We start from the raw sequence: 17,338 nt of genomic DNA, 5'->3' as shown, positions 1-17,338 counted from the left end.
AAATTAATAAACTACGTTACTAATTACTCAACTAAGTTATTAATTATTCAACCAAACCACGGCGCTTAAGTAGTGCGTCGGTAGTTGGTTTCTGACCTCTAAACTCAATGTAGCTTTGCATTAAGTCGCGACTGTTACCTTTTGATAGGATTTCTTTACGGAACTTATCACCGTTTTTACGTGTTAAGCCGCCGTTGTTTTCCATATGTGCAAAGGCGTCTGCTGCAAACACTTCAGTCCATAGGTACGCGTAGTAACCCGCTGAATAACCACCTGCAAATGTGTGGCTAAAGAAGTTTGATTTGTAACGCGGTGGAACAGGGTAGTAAGCAATACCGTGTTTTTCTAGCGCGTCTTGCTCAAACTTTTGAACGTCAGCTACTTTTTTATCAGAACCAAATGAATGCCATTCCATATCAAGTAGTGCAGCGGCTAAGTATTCAGTAGTGCCGTAACCTTGGTTGAATTTTTGCGATTCAAGTACTTTATCAAGTAAAGCTTGTGGAATTGGCTCACCTGTCTTGTAATGCTTAGCATAGTTTGCAAGTACTGTTGGTTCAATCATCCAATCTTCATTTGCTTGCGACGGAAACTCAACAAAGTCACGCGCCGTTGCAGTACCCGCTAGGCTTGGGTATTTAACATCTGAGAATAAACCGTGAGCAGCATGACCAAATTCATGGAACATAGTAGACACTTCATCAAACGTCATTAGCGTTGGCTCGCCTGCAGCAGGTTTTGGAATGTTCTGCGCATTGTAAATAACAGGTTTGGTGCCTTTTAAGCCGCTTTCGCTAACGTATGCACTCATCCATGCGCCGCCACGTTTACCTTCACGTGCATATGGGTCTAAGTAAAATAAACCAATAGCGCTGCCATCAGCGTTAAATACTTCGTATACGGTTACATCTTCATGATAAACAGGAAGATCTTTACGTTCTTTAAACGTAATACCGTACAGTTTGTTCATTGCAAAGAATAAGCCATCGTGAATAACCGATTGCATTTCAAAGTATGGTTTAACAAGTGCTGGGTCTAAGTTGTACTTTTCTGCACGTACTTTTTCAGCATAAAAAGTCCAATCCCATGGTTTAAGCTCAAAGCTTTCGCCTGAATCGTTAATCACTTTTTGAATAGCGGCTGCTTCAATCTTTGCTTTTTCAACTGCTTTTGGTGCTAGGTCATCAAGGATGCCGTAAACGTTTTCAGTTGTTTGCGCCATACGCGACGTCATTACATAAGAAGCCCAATCTTTGTAGCCTAAAAGCTCTGCTTTTTGAGCGCGTAGGTTGGTTTCTTTAATAATAATAGGGCCGTTAGTTTTTGCTGCACGGTTTGCAGAGGCTTTAAAAATTCGCTCACGCAGGTCGCGGTTTTCAAGGCTACTTAAAATTGGTTGTTGCGTTGTATTTACCAAAGTGATCATGTAGCCGTCTTTGCCCGCTTTTTTAGCTGAAGCTGCAAGGCCTGCAATTTCGCCTTCAGAAAGACCTGCTAATTCACTTTTATCTGTAACTACAATAACGTCTTCTTTAAACGATTTTAAAATGTTTTGTGAAAACGCAGTAGATAGCTGAGCTAGCTCTGAGTTAATTTCACGCATTTTAGCTTTTTCAGCGTCATTTAATTTAGCACCTGCTTTTACAAACTGCTTGTAGTAAAAATCAACTAGGCGTTTATCTTCTGCGTTTAATTTATCTTGATTGTCGTAAATTGTTTGTACGCGCTTAAATAATTCACCGTTTAAGTAAATATCATCTGAGTGAGCAGATAATACAGGCGCCATTTTTTCATCAATACGCTGGTATTCAGCATCTGAAATTAAACCTGATAAGTTATAAAAAGCAGCCGATACGCGATTTAATAGCTCCCCTGACAATTCCATTTTAACTAATGTATTTTCAAATGTTGCTGGAGCAGGGTTGTTAGCAATGGCTTGTACTTGTGCCGTGTGCTGTGCGATACCTGCATCGAATGCAGCTTCGTAGTCTTTTGTACCAAATTTATCAAACTCTGGTGCCATATATTGCAATGGGCTTGGCTTAAATAAAACATTGTTTGCGTTCATGTCTTGCACTTGTGCTGCGCCTTCTTTTGCCATGTTTTGTGTATCGTTAGATGAACAGGCCGATAATATTAAGGCACTAGCAATAGTAGTGGCGATCAGGGTTTTACGCATAATAACTCCATAGAAAGATTAGCCGGAATAGGCTTTGCGAGTCGAAAAACCTAGTTAACTTATCAAATTTTGGCGTTTATACAATAAAGTTTATCGGTATTAAGGGGGATTTGAACGCAAATTAGCTAATATTTAGCTTTAAGGGAGGTAAAAGTAGCTCTAAAAGTAAACACCTGAGCTACTTAATAAGTCGTTGAGTCATAATTGCTTAGTTATATCCAAGTACAAATTTTCTCTCAGAGCCAAAGTTGCTAGGTTGTTGTTGGCCAAACTCTTTGTTGATAGATGCCAGTGTTTGCTCTTGTTCTGCAAGAAGGCACAAAATTTTATTTCGGTAATCTAGGCTGCTTTCAAATAAATGTAAGTCTACCTGCGGCTGCAAAGTAGCGAGTCTTTGATTTAAAGTAAGTTGTGTCATATGTGATCTCCAGTGCTTGTACACTATTTATATAGCACTCGGTGCAATAAAGAGTTAATAAATTGTTCATAAAAAGTATATTGAACTTATTAACTTGGCGTTTTAGTTATATTATGACTGCTAAACTTACCCAACACTGAACCGCTTTTACTTTATAGCGATTTAAATTTAAAGCGCTCCTTTGCTTGTTTTGGAAAATAAATGACCTTAGAACACATAAACCAAATTCTTGCCTTTGTTGTATTTAGTTACAGCGATGTACACATTACCGTAGCAAAAATTATTAAAGTGCCTTTAATACTTTTCGCTATTTGGTTTATTGTGACGCGTATTGGCAAGCTAATAACAAAAACATTATTGGCAAAAAAGTTAAGCCAAGATGCCGTGCATTTATTTACACGTATCTACTTTATTTTAAGTATCGCTATTTTAATTTTTACATCTTTAGAAGTATTAAGCATACCGCTTACTGCGTTTGCTTTTGTTTCAGGTGCAATAGCCATTGGTGTAGGCTTTGGTGCTCAAAATATTATCAATAACTTTATTAGTGGCTGGATACTGATGTGGGAACGCCCAATACGCATTGGTGACTTTTTAGAGGTAGGCAATGCAAAAGGCGTGGTAGAAACAATTAATACTCGCTCAACGCGTATTCGCCGAAATGACGGCGTACATATGCTTATTCCTAATTCTCAATTGCTCGAAAATACAGTAACAAACTGGACGCTAATAGATGGCAATGCACGCTCATCGGTCAGTGTAGGCGTTGCGTATGGATCAGACGTGATACTGGTTAAAAAGCTTATTCAGCAAGTGCTTGATGATCATGAAGCAATATTGGCTAATCCAAAGTCATCGGTGTTATTTGATGACTTTGCAGATAGCTCGCTCGTATTTAACGCTATTTTTTGGGTGTGCGCCGAGTCTGAAACCATGCTTAGAAAAGTACGCAGTGATATTCGTTTTAGTATTTACGCTGTATTTGAAAAGCATGATGTAGTGATTGCTTTTCCGCAGCGTGATATTCATATCGACGGTGAAATTGCATTTAAGCGCTCATAGTTCAAATATAGTAAATATTAAAAGTCGCTCTTGGGCGGCTTTTAATAAAAACACAGGTGTTTCTATTTTAGGTTAACATGTAAAACAATCCCTTCTTCCTACTCCATTTTATTAAATCCAATAAAGGACATATGTCCTTAATATTAGGATTTTGCATCTAAATAGTGATAAAAACACGTGGTTTTGTAGTTAAATGTTGCAAAAAAGTTTCTAATTATGTCTATATTTATGCAGTAAAATTGTCACACAATGGTATAATCTTAATCGTTCGTTCAGCCTTATAACATCGTTTTTGTACTCTCGGTAATAAGGTCCGCGCGCATGACGCAAGTCGCGAAAAATTGAACGAGCCCGCAATGAATACATTGCGCAACACAAAAAACCGTTGAACAAGAGTGCACAAAAAAGGTTAAACCCAACATGAAAGCAATGAAAAGATCTACGTTAGCTACCCTAATCAATGCAACGTTGTTCTCTGCAGTAGCAGGTACTTCATTTTCTTCTTTAGCTGCTGAAGAAAAAACAGCTAAAAAAAGTAATCAACTAGAAGTTATTCAAGTAACAGCTCGTAAACGTGTAGAAAACGCTCAAGAAGTACCAGTAGCAGTATCTGCTCTACAAGGTGATAACCTTGATGCGTATAGCTCAGCTGGTATGGATATTCGTTTTTTAAATGCGAAAATTCCAAGTTTATCTATTGAATCTTCATTTGGTCGTTCATTCCCACGCTTTTACGTTCGTGGTTTAGGTAATACCGATTTCGATTTGAATGCATCACAACCAGTATCACTTGTTGTTGATGAAGTCGTTCAAGAAAATGCAATTTTAAAAGGCTTCCCAGTATTTGATGTTGAACGCGTAGAAGTATTACGTGGACCACAGGGAACTTTATTTGGACGTAACACGCCAGCTGGCCTTGTTAAGTTTGATACTGTTAAACCAAGCCAAGAATTTGATGGTTATGGCTCTGTTTCATACGGTAGCCGTGGCGCTGTAGACACAAGTGGTGCTGTAGGTGGTGCTTTAACTGACCGTTTATCTGCTCGTGTTTCATTATTATGGCAAGATAAAGACGATTACATTGATAACCAAGCGCCAGGCTTTGAAGCTAAAGACGAGCAAGGTGGTTACACTGAAAAAGCGGCACGTGTTCAGTTTTTATATGAAGGCGACGATTTTACTGCTTTATTAAACTATCACACACGTGATTTAGATGGCTCGCCAATTGCCTTTCGTGCAAATGTAATTAAAACGGGTACTAATGAGCTAGTAGATAATTACGAAAGTGATGTTGTTTATCAAGATGCGGCATCTCGCTCTACTCAACAAGTAGAATCTGAAGGTGCAAGCTTAAAGCTTGAGTGGGAACTTAAAAATCACACAATCACTTCAATTTCTGCATGGGAAAGTGCTGAAATTTATTCTCGCGCTGACATCGACGGCGGTTACGGTGCTTCTTATATTCCAGATTTCATGGGGCCTGGTTTTATCCCTTTCTCTTCAGAAAGTGCTGATGGTATTCCAGATCACGACCAGTTGACGCAAGAGCTACGCTTATCTAGTAACTTTGATGGCGATTTAAATTATCAAGTAGGTGTTTTTTACTTCGATGAAGAACTAACTATTGAAAACTACAGCTACGATACATTCTCAACACCCGATGCTGGTGCTTTAAATGGCTATGTTCGTCAACAGCAAGATACTACAGCTTGGGCTGTATTTGGTTCTGTAGATTATACTTTTTCAGATGATTTAAAAGTAACAGCGGGACTTCGCTACTCTGACGATGATAAAGATTTTGTCGCTGACCGAGCACTTAGCCCAATTGGCGGTGGTGCTTTACTAGTAGAACGTGATGTTAGTGACGACCATGTTAGCTGGGACTTATCTGCAAATTATAAAGTAAACGATGATGTTAACTGGTACGGCCGTGTAGCAAACAGCTTCCGCGCACCTAGTTTACAAGGTCGTATTTTGTTTGGTGATGATGTAACAACAGCTGAGTCAGAAACGGTAACATCGTACGAAACAGGCATTAAATCAGACGTGTTAGATGGCCAAGGTCGTGTTAACGCGACTGTGTTTTATTACACAATGGACGACCAGCAACTTACCGCTGTAGGCGGTGGTGCTAACTTTAACCGTTTAGTTAATGCTGATAAAACGACTGGCTATGGTTTTGAGTTAGATACGCAGTGGGTATTAAGCGATGAGTTTAATGCAACGTTTAACTTGAGCTACAATAAAACAGAAATTAAAGATAACGATTTAGCTGTCGCTGTTTGTGCTCAATGTACTGTAACTGACCCAATTAATGGTTCTGGTCTTGCTGTACTTGATGGTAATAGCTTACCGCATGCTCCTGAGTGGATCTCTAACTTTACGCTTCGCTACACTAAAGAACTTGCCGATGGTAACTTCTTCGCAAGCGGTGATATTTCTTATCGCAGTAAAATCAATATGTTCCTTTACGAATCAGTAGAGTTTGAAGGTAAAGAGCTTATTGAAACAGGTTTGCGTACAGGTTACACATGGTCTGAAGGCGATTACGAATACGAAGTAGCCGCTTTTGTTCGTAACTTATTTGACGAGCAACAAGTTATTGGTGCTGTAGACTTTAATAACAATACGGGTATTGTTAACGAAGAACGTTATGTAGGTGCTGAGTTTAAAGTTAGATTTTTCTAACTAATAGCTAAAAGTATTTATTTTAAAAGCCTGCATTGCGCAGGCTTTTTTATTTGTATAACCCCTTTTAGAGCTGCTAAAGTAGCGCCTAATTGGTTTATTTAAAGAGAAGAGCAATGGCTGGATTTTGGAATTACCGTGTAATTTTTTGTGAAGCAACGAAAGATGAAGCAGCGCAATATCAAATACACGAAGTAGAATATAACCTGAACGGTAAAGTGACTAACTGGTCAGAAACAGGCGCAGCCCCTTTTGGTACAACACTTGATGAGTTGAAAGATGACTCAGATCGTTTAAAAACAGCATTTGAAAAGCCTGTACTTAAAGTTATGCGTAAAACGCGTGGCTACGAGCTTGTTGATGTTGATACGGGTGAAGAAGCAACGGGTGAGCCACCAGCTGGCTTAACGCAATAACAACAATTTAATAAAAGGTGCTTAAGGCGCCTTTTTTATTGTCAAAATTTGGCTTAGGTTAAATAAGGAATGAGGATGACATTAGAAGCAGTATTATTTGATATGGATGGCACATTAGTTGATTCAGAAAGCATGCACTTTGTATGTTGGAGTAAACTACTTAAGCCTTATGGTGTTAGTTATTTAGAAAGTGATTTTTGTCAGCGCTTTTCAGGACGACCCACTTTAGAAGCTGCAATCGAAATTAAGCAAGAGCATAACTTATCAGTAAGCGCACAGTTTTTAGCGGATGAAAAATACCGTTTATTTGGCGAATATGTAATAACACATTTACCACCACTGATGCCGTTTACTGAGCAAACGTTGAAAGCTGTAAAAGCGAGTGACTTAAAAATAGCGCTAGTAACGGGCAGTGCTAAAAGTGAAGCTATGCCAATACTTAAAGGTTTAGGATTTTATGAGCTGTTTGACACGGTGGTAACAAAAGACGATGTAACTAATCCTAAACCTGCTGGAGACCCATATTTACTGGCACTTAAGCAGATAAATATACAGGCAGGCAATGCAATTGCTGTCGAGGATACATTTACCGGTGTTACGGCGGCCAACAACGCTTTGTTACGTGTTGTAGCCATTGCCAATAGCCATACTAAAGATCACGACTTTAGCCAAGCTACCTATAAAATGAGTAACTTAGATGAGTTTTGGCAATGGGTGCAATCTCAACTATAGTTTAAGCCAACTTTTACTTGCTTGGATGCGCCAATGTTTACTATTAAATACCTGTTTTTAATTGTTGTTGTACTTTTTACGCAATGTATAAGTGCAGCACAACCCTCTGTTTTACTGGCTAAAGTATATAACGAAACTAAACATTACGATGTAAGTAAGTATTTAGTCAGTGAAAAATATGATGGCGTAAGAGCTATATGGACCGGCACGCAGTTTGTTACTCGCAAGGGCAATATTATTAATGCGCCGAGTTGGTTTACAGCGCCATTGCCAAATGTATGGCTTGATGGTGAGCTATGGACCAAGCGTGAGCACTTTTCTAAGCTTAGTGGCATAGTAAGAACTAAAAAACCTAATAATCATGATTGGCAAACTATTACTTATAAAGTATTTGATATGCCAGATGAAAATCTGCCTTTTAGCACTCGTTATAAAAACTATAATGAGCTTATTACTAGCCTAAACTCGCCGCACATTAGCGTTGTAGTTCAATATAGCTTTACTAATAATGAGCAGCTCACAGAGTATTTTGAAAACATAACTAAGCAGGGCGGCGAGGGCGTAATGCTTCATTTGGCCAGTGCTAAGCACAGCAATGGTCGAAGCAATGCATTACTAAAATTAAAACCTTACTTAGATGCAGAAGCGGTTGTGATTGCGCATTTACCAGGTAAAGGAAAATACCAAGGTATGTTAGGGGCATTAAGGGTAAAAACAGCACAAGGGCAGGTGTTTTCTATTGGTACTGGGTTTAGTGATGCAGAGCGCTCCACGGCGCCTGAGATAGGTAGCACTGTAACGTACCGATTTCATGGATTAACAAAAAACGGTTTACCGCGTTTTGCTAGTTTTTTACGAGTAAGAGATAGTTTATAACATTTATAATTTTTACAAAGTGTGCTAAATTGCGCGGCCTTTTTGGTAATGTATGGTGAAGTATGTTTGTAGGTTTTGATTACGGTAGTTCTAATTGTGCTATGGGTGTAATGAGCGAGGGTAATGTTCAATTAGTACCGCTAGAGCAAGGAAAACATTACTTACCGTCTACACTTTACACTCATCACAGTGCCTTGGTTGTTGACTTTGTTGCTAAGCACTTACATGGCACAGCCCATGAGCATGACTTTTTAACGCAGCGCCAAGCATTATTAAATACCTTACCTCGTATTAAGTCAGACCTTGATTTACAACCTTCAGATGAAACCCTATTTATTGGTCGTGAAGCGATTAGCGAGTACGTGCAGTTTCCTGAAGAAGGCTACTTTGTTAAGTCCCCTAAATCATTTTTTGGCGCAACAGGTTTAAAGCAAGGTCAAATTAACTTTTTTGAAGATATTGCAACCGCGATGATCTTAAAAATTAAACAACGCGCTGAGCTCTCTCTAGGAAAAACACTTACACAAACAGTGATTGGTCGCCCAGTAAACTTTCAAGCTGTGGGTGGTGAGCAATCAAATCAACAAGCGGTCGGTATTTTAGAACGCGCTGCTAAACGCGCTGGTTTTAAAGACGTAGAGTTTTTATATGAGCCACTTGCTGCGGGTATCGATTACGAGAGTGATTTAACTCAGGATCAAAAAGTACTCGTTATTGATATTGGTGGTGGTACGAGTGACTGCTCGTTTGTACAAATGGGCCCGAGTTTTAGAGGAAATAGCCAGCGCGATGGCGATTTTTTATCTCACAGTGGTAAACGTGTTGGCGGAAACGATTTAGATATTGCTTTGAGCTTTCATGGTTTAATGCCGTTATTGGGTTTAGGCAGTACGTTTAAATCAGGTCTACCTTTGCCTAATCAAGCGTTTTGGCAAGCGTGTAAAATTAACGATGTAAACTTACAAAGCCAGTTTTATAGTGAAAGCCATACCCGAGAGCTAAATGCACAATTACGTCATGTAAGTGCACCTGATCTTTATAAGCGTTTAATACATTTACAGCAAAACAAGCAAGGTCATCAGTTAGTACAACAAGGTGAAGCGGCTAAAATAGCACTTTCATCAGCTAGAGCGTTTGATTGTGATTTAAGCTTTTTAGATAGTGGGCTGAATAAAAATGTATCGGTAAGCGATTTAGCTGTTGCCGTTGAGAGTAGTATTAGCCAAATAGTTACTTTAGCAAAACAAGCAATCAGCGACGCTGCGACCACGCCAGACATTATTTACTTAACAGGCGGTAGTGCACAGTCACCATTGATTAAAGCGGCTTTAAGTGAGCACTTAGGTAATATAAAAATGGTTAACGGGGACCACTTTGGTAGTGTAACTGCTGGCCTGACTAAATGGGCCAGCATGCTTTATAAATAACCTAGATTACAATTGAGGTTTAAAGATCTATTTGTCGGGTTGCGAGGTATTTTTCGTAATCTGGCAATGTACGTTCAAGCTCTACATCCATAAGCGGTGAGCTTAATAACATATCTGCACTTACCTCATTACACGCCACCGGAATATTCCAAACAGCGGCTAAACGCAGCAGTGCTTTAACATCAGGGTCATGAGGCTGTGATGCTAATGGGTCCCAAAAAAATATCAAAACATGTATCTCATGTTCAGCTATTTTAGCGCCAAGTTGTTGATCGCCGCCCATAGGACCACTTAAAAGCTGAACTACATCAAGTCCCGTGGTTTTTTGAATTAAATGCCCGGTAGTACCTGTGCCATATAAAGTGTGCTTACTTAGTATTTCTTTGTGCTTTTCACACCATAATTTTAATGCTGCTTTTTTACCGTCGTGGGCAACTAAAGCAATATTTTTTTGTGCGGGAAGAGATTGTGTTTTTTGTTCCATGCTGATTCTTTTTTATTAGTTAGCTTAAACTCTGGGTAATAAATCTCTTAACCAAAGTGCAGGTTAGTTAAAATAATAGATTGATAGCAAGGGCTATAAATACAATGCCGGTGATCCTATCAATCCAAAGTTGGCTATTTGGGTTACGTCTAAAAAACTGTGCAATTTTGTCGCCAAAATAAATATACGTGCAGTCAATCGGAAAAGCAAAAATAGGGTAAAGCAAGCCAAAAAAAGCGAGTTGAAAAGTAGCAGATGAAAGCGTTGGATCTACAAATTGCGGAATAAATGCAATAAAAAACAGCGCCACTTTAGGGTTTAGCACTTCAGTCATCATGGCTTGAAACATGACATTACTTTTTTTACTGGTACTTATATGCGGTTTATTGGTTTGCTTGCCTTCAGATATAGGCTCTGGCTGCTTTAGCGTGCCTTTAATCATCATAAACCCCAAATAACATAAGTATGCTGCGCCTGCATATTGCACTGCGGCATAGGCACTTGGGGAAGCTTTTAGGACTGCGCTTAGGCCTACAACAGCAAATAGAGTATGAATAACCCCACCTAATGCAAAACCAAAAGCACTTTGCATACCGGCGCTTCGACCATTAGCAAATGTTTGTGCCATCAAAAATGCATTTGATGGCCCAGGTGCTACAGCCATTAAAAAGCTGGCTAATAAAAACGAGACTAAAAAATCAGGATTGATCATTGAGCGCTTTTAGTTGGGTGTAAAGTATGAGCTTTTTTGCTCATTAAAATAAGCCAAAGCGGAACTAGCAATAATAAGTGAAAAGCAATTAACCACGGTGTACTTAACCCTAAATATTGGGTTAAAACAACGAGTATACTCGCGCCACTCATTTGCATAGCACCAAGTAATGCCGAGGCTGTGCCTGCTTGTTTAGGAAAGCTCGACAGAGCCATACCTGCAGCTGAGCCTAAACTTAGAGCAAAGCCTAATGCTGCAATTAAGATAGGTAACATAAGCGCAAATGCCGTTTCTATACTGCTAAGGGCTAGCATTAAAACGCCTGAAAAAACCAGTACACTCACACCGACACGCAAAGCACGTTGGCTATTTCGTTTAATGTACGTTGGTAAAATAAAACTAGCGACAATACTTATTACGGCATTTAACGTAAACCAAAAAGTAAAGTCGGCTACAGTGCCGCCTAAATGCGTAATAAGCCAGCCTGGAGCTAGCGTCACATAAACTAATATTGCCGACATTGAGACCATGCAAATTAGGCTATTAAACAAAAATACCGGTGTTTTTATAATAGGTGTAAAGCGACGTAAATCTAAAATATGCCCCTGATAATGGCTATCAGCAGGACGAGTTTCTCTAAAAAAGAATAGCGTAACAACAAGCCCTACAATGGCAAACGCGGTTAAAAACATAAAGTTCATACGCCAGCCAAATTGTACGGTAAGCCAAGCTCCTAAAATAGGTGCCATTGCCGGAATAAAGCACACAATTCCGTTAAGGTAAGTGATCATTTGTCCACTTCGTTCACTGCCATATTTGTCACGTACTATCGCAAATGCGACAACAAATGTGGCACAGGCTCCAAAACCTTGAAGGGCACGTGCAATCATCAATACTTCAAAAGAAGGCGAGTAATAGGCAAGTAATGCTGAGCCTGCATATAAACTTATACCCACTATAGCCACTGGCTTTCGGCCAAACCTATCGGCCAAAGGCCCCGCAATTAATTGGCCTAAACCTACTGTTAGCATAAAAATAGCAACGGTTTGCTGAACTTGTTGTTCTGTAACTGCAAATTGTTCTGCAATAGTAGGAAAAGCGGGTAAGTAAATATCGATTGCCATAGGGCAAAATATAACGAGTAACGCTAGGATAAGTAACAAAGTCATATTAGGTTTAGCGGGCTGTGTTTGCATTGAGTCTCCTTTTGCCGAGTATTTTAGGTGGGCACTCGTAAAAAAGAAAGGGCTTATGACCCCTGCATAGGTTGTCATTTTTATTTTTTGATTGGATTAAGCTAAAAAGGCAGTGTAAATGCACTTTTTAAAACTGGTCTGACGTGTTAATTTGAAAAAAGTAACTGTTGATGGAAAATAATAATGAGTAATAAATCTGCACTTGTACAAACATGGCATAAATTTAAGCGCCTACCTTTTGGGAATTGGCTTTTTACTAAAGCTGTTTGCTTTAAAGCGCCATATTTTGGTTCAATGAAACCTTACGTGCTCGACCTTCGAGAAGGGCATTGTAGTGCGTTGGTTAAAAATCGTCGCAGCGTTCATAATCATATTGGAACTATTCATGCTATTGCGCAGTGTAACTTAGCTGAATTGTGTGCAGGTGTAATGGTTGATGCAACAGTGCCAGTTAAAACGCATCGTTGGATCCCAAAAGGCATGACAGTTAGGTATTTGGCTAAAGTAGATACAGATGTAAGAGCAGTCGCTGAAATTGATTTACCGCATAAGTGGATTGATAAAGAAGACTTAGTAGTACCGGTTAAACTGTATAATACCCGCAATGAGCTTGTTTTCACTGCAGATATTACAATGTATATTACTGAAAAAAGGTAGCTTACGTTAAGCTGATTCTACTTAGTTTTTATCAGCGGCTTGTTTATTTACAAACGATAAGTCGCTGCCATCTTCCTTCAACAATGCTTTAACTTCTTTTGCGGGTTTAAGCTCTTTCGAAATTAGTTCAGGCTCTTCTTTTTCAAAGCGTTGCTTTAAACTGCCTTCAATTACTGCACCTGCATCAATACTCAATGTATCGTGAAACACATCGCCATGAACATGAGCGCCACTTTGTACTTTTACTTCACTGGCATTAATTGAGCCAATAACTTTGCCTTTAACAATGACGCTTTTAGCTTCAACAATACCTTCAACAACACCCGTTGATCCAATAACTAAATGTTGTACTTTTATGTCGCCATCAATTTGGCCATCAAGCTGCACTTCGCCTTGGCTAACTAAAGTGCCGGTAAGGCGTACGTCTTGTGAAATAATAGACGGTGTGTGATTTACTCTTTTTAGATTAGAGCTCACTGTTTTTTGTTTTTTTCTACCAAACACGAGAAAGCGCCTTTGTTATTTTTAGAGGGTTGACTTGTTTACCGTTAAGTAATACTTCGTAGTGTAAATGAGTGCCTGTGCTTCTGCCTGTGCTGCCCATTAAACCAATTATGTCGTGTTTAGTGATCAGCTGACCTTTTTTCACTTTAATTTTATTTAAGTGTCCAAACCGTGTCACTAAGCCATTTTTATGTTCAAGCTCGATAAAGTTACCATAACCACCATTACGACCTGCACGAAGCACTACAGCGTCTGCTGGGGCAAATATTTCGGTTTTATGCCAACCAGCTAAATCAATTCCTTTATGAAAGGCATGATTGCTATTCATTGGATCTTTTCGGAGGCCGAAGTTGCTCGAAATATAATATTTAGCTTTAGCTAAAGGTAGGGTATTTGGTAGCTCAGTTAAAAAGTTTTCTAAATTATTTAATATTAATAACTTATCAACGATGGCTAAAAAGTGACTTGGTATTTTTGTTTCGTTAAAAGTATCAAGTGGTCCACCTTGTGCGGTTGTTTGGGCGCTTAATATTAAATGTTGCTCAAGCGCTGATTCAATTCCTGCGCCTTTGACCATAGCTAAAATGGCTTGGTGACGTTCACTAATTTGGTTATCTAAATAGGTAAAGCTTTGCTCATAATGATTATTTAAGTTGGCCACTCTTGTTGCGAATGTAATTGGAGCGATTAACTGCGCTTGTTTACCTTTTTGATTTTCATCGACTAATGGCTCATGAAACTCATTGCCATTTTCATTGATTGGTACGTCAAGTTCTGTATCAAGCTTAATGACATCTTTGCTAATTGAAGCGGGAAGGGATTCTATCATGCTTTGCAGTAGTGCCTGCTTTTGCTCAAGTATCGCAAGTTGTTCTAGCTGCGTTGCTTGAAGAGCTTGCTGTTCACTGACTTTTTGTTGCCAAAGTGTTTGCTCGTTTATTTGACTTTGTTCTATGTCAGAAATTTTATTTGTTTGTGTGTAAACACGAAAGCTAGAAATACTCAGCCAAGTGAAAGTGACTAAAATAAGCAATGCTACAAGAAGTTGAAACCAAGGTGCTAAAACAACGTGCTTAACTTCGCCATTTTGACGAATAAGTAGCTGTCGGGCTGGGAAAAATTTATGATAAAAAGACTTTATAAATACTGACATGGCATATAAACACTGGCTATTAACCGAATTAAGATAGCAATTTGAGTTAAAAAAGCTAGAAAAAAATTGTAACCGTTCAAAAATTAATAAAAAAGGGCTGCTTTTAACAAGCGACCCTTTTATGTTTAATTTATAGAAATGTATTATTTTGTAGGCAGTACTGTGCTCTCTACTGAGCCAAAACCTATACGTACATAGCCTTCTTTTTCACACCAGCCACGCATAATAACGTTATCGCCATCTTCTAAAAAGCTACGTTGTTCGCCATTGCTTAACGTGATTTTTTCTTTGCCGCCACGAGAAAGCTCAAGTAAAGAGCCTGCTTCTTCGTGCGTTGGACCAGACTGAGTGCCTGAGCCTAACATGTCACCTGGCATAAAGTTACAGCCATTTACTGTGTGGTGAGTAACCATTTGTGCCACAGTCCAGTAAGAGTGCTTAAAGCTAGATGTTGATACACGTGTAGGGTTGTGGCCTTCGCTGCGCATTTTTTGCGTTTGAATTTTAACATCCATTTGAATATCAAAAGCACCTTGGTCGCGATTCGCTTTTGATTCTAAGTAGTCCATAGGCTGTGGATCGTTTTCATCACGTGTCCAGCTTGTTCTATAAGGTGCTAACGCTTCGGTTGTTACAATCCAAGGTGATACAGTTGAGGCAAAGTTTTTAGCTAAAAATGGACCAAGCGGTTGGTATTCCCATGCTTGTAAATCGCGTGCTGACCAATCGTTAAATACACAAAAGCCAAATACGTGGTTTTCTGCATTTTCAATCGCAATAGCATCGCCCAGTGCATTACCTTTACCTAAGTAAATACCTACTTCTAGCTCGTAATCAAGGCGCTTGCACGGACCAAATGACGGTACTTCTGCATCTGGCGCTTTAGTTTGACCTTTAGGGCGATGAAATGTTTGACCCGATACGTCAATTGAAGAAGAGCGACCATGATAACCAATAGGTACCCATTTATAGTTAGGTAGTAATGGGTTATCAGGGCGAAATAAACTGCCCACGGCGGTTGCATGGTAAATAGAGGTGTAAAAATCGGTGTAATCACCGATGCGACAAGGTAGTGAAAACTCTATATCAGATTGTGCAACAAGTGTATTGCTAAGTGCTTGTTGGTGCTCAGAGCCTGCTCGTAGTGCTTTTGAAAGCGCTAAACGAAGTGCTGACCAATACTGCTCCCCTAAACCCATAAATGTATTTAGGGTTGCTTCACTTGCTGCATCAGCGGCTGTTTTTGCGTCACCTTTTAAAACGTTTAATTTGCTCAGTTTTGCTAAATCAATTACTTGGTCGCCAATTGCAACACCACCACGAAAGGCCTCATCAGACCCTTTACGACGAAACTCTGCAAACGGTAAGTTTTGAATAGGGAAGTCACAATTATCAACATTAGCTGACTCTACCCAGCTGGTTAAATTAATATCATGGGTTTCGTTAATTAGGCTCATTACATTTCCTTTGGATTTTACTGTATGGCGACAAGGTATAGTTTATTTAATCATACTTGTACTTGGCGCAATACTTTTTAAATATTAAAACGACAAAAAGCAGCGAAGTTCGCTGCTTTTAATTTACTCAAATATTTTATAAAACGCCGCGACGCTCTTGGTCGCGTTCGATTGATTCAAATAATGCTTGGAAGTTACCTTCACCAAAGCCACCATCATCAACACGTTGGATCATTTCTATAAAGATTGGACCGAATAAGTTTTTAGAGAAAATTTGTAATAAGTAACAATTTTCACTTTGGCTATCTACGAGTATCTGATGCTGACGAATTTTTTCTTTGTCTTCTGCAACCCAAGGTACGCGGTCAAAAATAGTATCGTAGTACTCTGGAATAATATCCAAAGTAGCGATTGTTGATTTATCAAGCTTATCAAGAGAGCTTACTAAATCATCTGTTAAAAACGCTAAATGCTGAACACCAGGACCGTTGTATTCGCCAAGGTATTCGTCAATTTGGTTATTATCGTTTCCTTTACCTTCATTTATTGGAATAGAGAAGGTGCCACAAGGGGATTTAAGTGCATACGAAATAAGCGCTGTTTTCTGACCTTTAATGTCAAAGTAGCGTACTTCTGTAAAACCAAATACGTCTTTATAAAAGTTAGCCCATTTTTCCATGGTGCCTTTATAAACGTTATTGGTTAAATGATCGATTCGGATAAAGCCTTTATCTTCTACAACATTTTGCGTTTCTAAATCTTCAAAATCACTTTCGTAAATAGTGCCTTTGTCGCCAAAATTTTCAATAAAGTAAATTAGGCTGTCGCCAATGCCATAAATTGCCGGGTAAGGCATGTTTTTATGTGTTGAATCAGTGGCTGGTTTTGCACCACGCTCTACTGCAGTTTCAAATGCTTTTTGCGCATTCTCAACACGCCAACCCATTGAACAAATAGCAGGGCCATGGCTTTTAGCAAATTCTGCAGAAAAACCTTCACGCTCGTTATTCAGTAAAAAGTGAATATCGTTTTGGTTGTAATAAACAATGTCTTTACCTTTGAATTTTTTAAGCTTAGAGAAGCCAAAATCAGTAAATACTTTATCCATATAATCAGCATCAGGTGTTGCGTACTCGGTAAATTCAATACCGACTAAACCTAAATAGTTATTTACTTCACTCATTATTATTACTCCCGCAATTAAGCACTGCGATTATGTGTTGTTGTCATATTGCAGTAGATAATCAACCAGATTCTTGATTTGGGGAAGAGGGGGGCACTATTTAGTGTGTAGTGTATGTGTAAATTTTATAGGACGGTTATTATAAAGTTACGCGTTTGTAATACAGTTAAGTGAAATGAAGAAATATACCATAG

16 protein-coding genes are annotated in these 17,338 nt (G+C 39.0%); 7 read left to right on the top strand and 9 right to left on the bottom strand.

From position 1 onward, the window contains the following. Positions 1 to 43: 43 nt before the first annotated feature. On the bottom strand, positions 44 to 2,179 hold the full coding sequence (locus tag I6F54_RS09665; RefSeq protein WP_007581300.1) for a M3 family metallopeptidase: 2,136 nt from the start codon (positions 2,177 to 2,179) through the stop codon (positions 44 to 46). A 208-nt stretch (positions 2,180 to 2,387) separates the two neighbouring features. After that, positions 2,388 to 2,597 carry a hypothetical protein gene (locus I6F54_RS09660; protein WP_024590275.1) on the bottom strand — a complete coding sequence of 70 codons (210 nt, stop codon included), beginning with the start codon at positions 2,595 to 2,597 and terminating at the stop codon, positions 2,388 to 2,390. Positions 2,598 to 2,798: 201 nt separating this feature from the next. Here I6F54_RS09660 and I6F54_RS09655 point away from each other — a divergent pair, with 201 nt between their 5' ends. The 6 genes from I6F54_RS09655 to yegD all read left to right on the top strand — a co-directional run bounded on the left by I6F54_RS09655 (position 2,799) and on the right by yegD (position 9,798). After that, positions 2,799 to 3,659, top strand: coding sequence for a mechanosensitive ion channel family protein (locus I6F54_RS09655; protein WP_007581304.1), 861 nt, complete (start codon positions 2,799 to 2,801; stop codon positions 3,657 to 3,659). Positions 3,660 to 4,079: 420 nt separating this feature from the next. Beyond that, entirely contained in the window at positions 4,080 to 6,347 is a 2,268-nt protein-coding gene (locus tag I6F54_RS09650; RefSeq protein ID WP_197141133.1) for a TonB-dependent receptor, read from the top strand. 116 nt (positions 6,348 to 6,463) lie between these two features. After that, positions 6,464 to 6,763 (top strand): hypothetical protein, encoded by a 300-nt coding sequence (locus tag I6F54_RS09645; RefSeq protein WP_007581307.1) that lies wholly within the window; start codon positions 6,464 to 6,466, stop codon positions 6,761 to 6,763. Positions 6,764 to 6,838: 75 nt separating this feature from the next. Beyond that, entirely contained in the window at positions 6,839 to 7,495 is a 657-nt protein-coding gene (locus tag I6F54_RS09640; protein WP_197141124.1) for an HAD family hydrolase, read from the top strand. Positions 7,496 to 7,528: 33 nt separating this feature from the next. Further along, a complete protein-coding gene (locus I6F54_RS09635) occupies positions 7,529 to 8,371 on the top strand; it encodes a DNA ligase (protein ID WP_165740502.1) in 843 nt (280 codons plus the stop codon). 62 nt (positions 8,372 to 8,433) lie between these two features. Further along, the gene (gene yegD, locus I6F54_RS09630; RefSeq protein ID WP_197141120.1) at positions 8,434 to 9,798 is read left to right on the top strand and encodes a molecular chaperone; all 1,365 of its coding nucleotides are present in this window, start codon (positions 8,434 to 8,436) and stop codon (positions 9,796 to 9,798) included. Between the two features lie 19 nt (positions 9,799 to 9,817). Here the strand turns inward: yegD and I6F54_RS09625 are convergent, their stop codons facing one another. From I6F54_RS09625 to I6F54_RS09615, 3 genes are all read right to left on the bottom strand, one after another. Next, positions 9,818 to 10,282 (bottom strand): methylglyoxal synthase, encoded by a 465-nt coding sequence (locus I6F54_RS09625; RefSeq protein WP_002958191.1) that lies wholly within the window; start codon positions 10,280 to 10,282, stop codon positions 9,818 to 9,820. Positions 10,283 to 10,349: 67 nt separating this feature from the next. Further along, positions 10,350 to 10,994: a LysE family translocator gene (locus I6F54_RS09620; RefSeq protein WP_197141117.1), complete on the bottom strand. Its 645-nt coding sequence runs from the start codon at positions 10,992 to 10,994 to the stop codon at positions 10,350 to 10,352. After that, positions 10,991 to 12,190 (bottom strand): multidrug effflux MFS transporter, encoded by a 1,200-nt coding sequence (locus I6F54_RS09615; protein ID WP_165729038.1) that lies wholly within the window; start codon positions 12,188 to 12,190, stop codon positions 10,991 to 10,993. The genes I6F54_RS09620 and I6F54_RS09615 overlap by 4 nt, the downstream gene beginning before the upstream one ends. Before the next feature lie 183 nt (positions 12,191 to 12,373). On the opposite strand from I6F54_RS09615, the gene I6F54_RS09610 reads away from it, so the two are divergent. Next, the gene (locus tag I6F54_RS09610; protein ID WP_007581322.1) at positions 12,374 to 12,847 is read left to right on the top strand and encodes a hotdog fold domain-containing protein; all 474 of its coding nucleotides are present in this window, start codon (positions 12,374 to 12,376) and stop codon (positions 12,845 to 12,847) included. Between the two features lie 21 nt (positions 12,848 to 12,868). On the opposite strand, the gene I6F54_RS09605 is transcribed toward I6F54_RS09610, so the two are convergent. The 4 genes from I6F54_RS09605 to hppD form a co-directional block, all read right to left on the bottom strand. Beyond that, a complete protein-coding gene (locus tag I6F54_RS09605) occupies positions 12,869 to 13,351 on the bottom strand; it encodes a bactofilin family protein (protein ID WP_197141114.1) in 483 nt (160 codons plus the stop codon). Then, positions 13,341 to 14,504, bottom strand: a complete 1,164-nt coding sequence (locus I6F54_RS09600; protein WP_197141112.1) for a M23 family metallopeptidase — start codon at positions 14,502 to 14,504, stop codon at positions 13,341 to 13,343. Before I6F54_RS09600 ends, I6F54_RS09605 begins: the two co-directional genes overlap by 11 nt. Before the next feature lie 143 nt (positions 14,505 to 14,647). Next, positions 14,648 to 15,961, bottom strand: a complete 1,314-nt coding sequence (gene fahA, locus I6F54_RS09595) for a fumarylacetoacetase (protein ID WP_197119118.1) — start codon at positions 15,959 to 15,961, stop codon at positions 14,648 to 14,650. Positions 15,962 to 16,097: 136 nt separating this feature from the next. Then, on the bottom strand, positions 16,098 to 17,144 hold the full coding sequence (gene hppD, locus I6F54_RS09590) for a 4-hydroxyphenylpyruvate dioxygenase (RefSeq protein ID WP_024589439.1): 1,047 nt from the start codon (positions 17,142 to 17,144) through the stop codon (positions 16,098 to 16,100). Positions 17,145 to 17,338 lie beyond the last annotated feature (194 nt).

Source organism: Pseudoalteromonas sp. SWXJZ10B (assembly GCF_015864475.1).
GTDB classification, from domain to species: Bacteria; Pseudomonadota; Gammaproteobacteria; order Enterobacterales; family Alteromonadaceae; genus Pseudoalteromonas; species Pseudoalteromonas arctica.
Note: the sequence above shows the minus strand (reverse complement) of the source record. Positions and strands in the feature narration are given on the sequence as shown.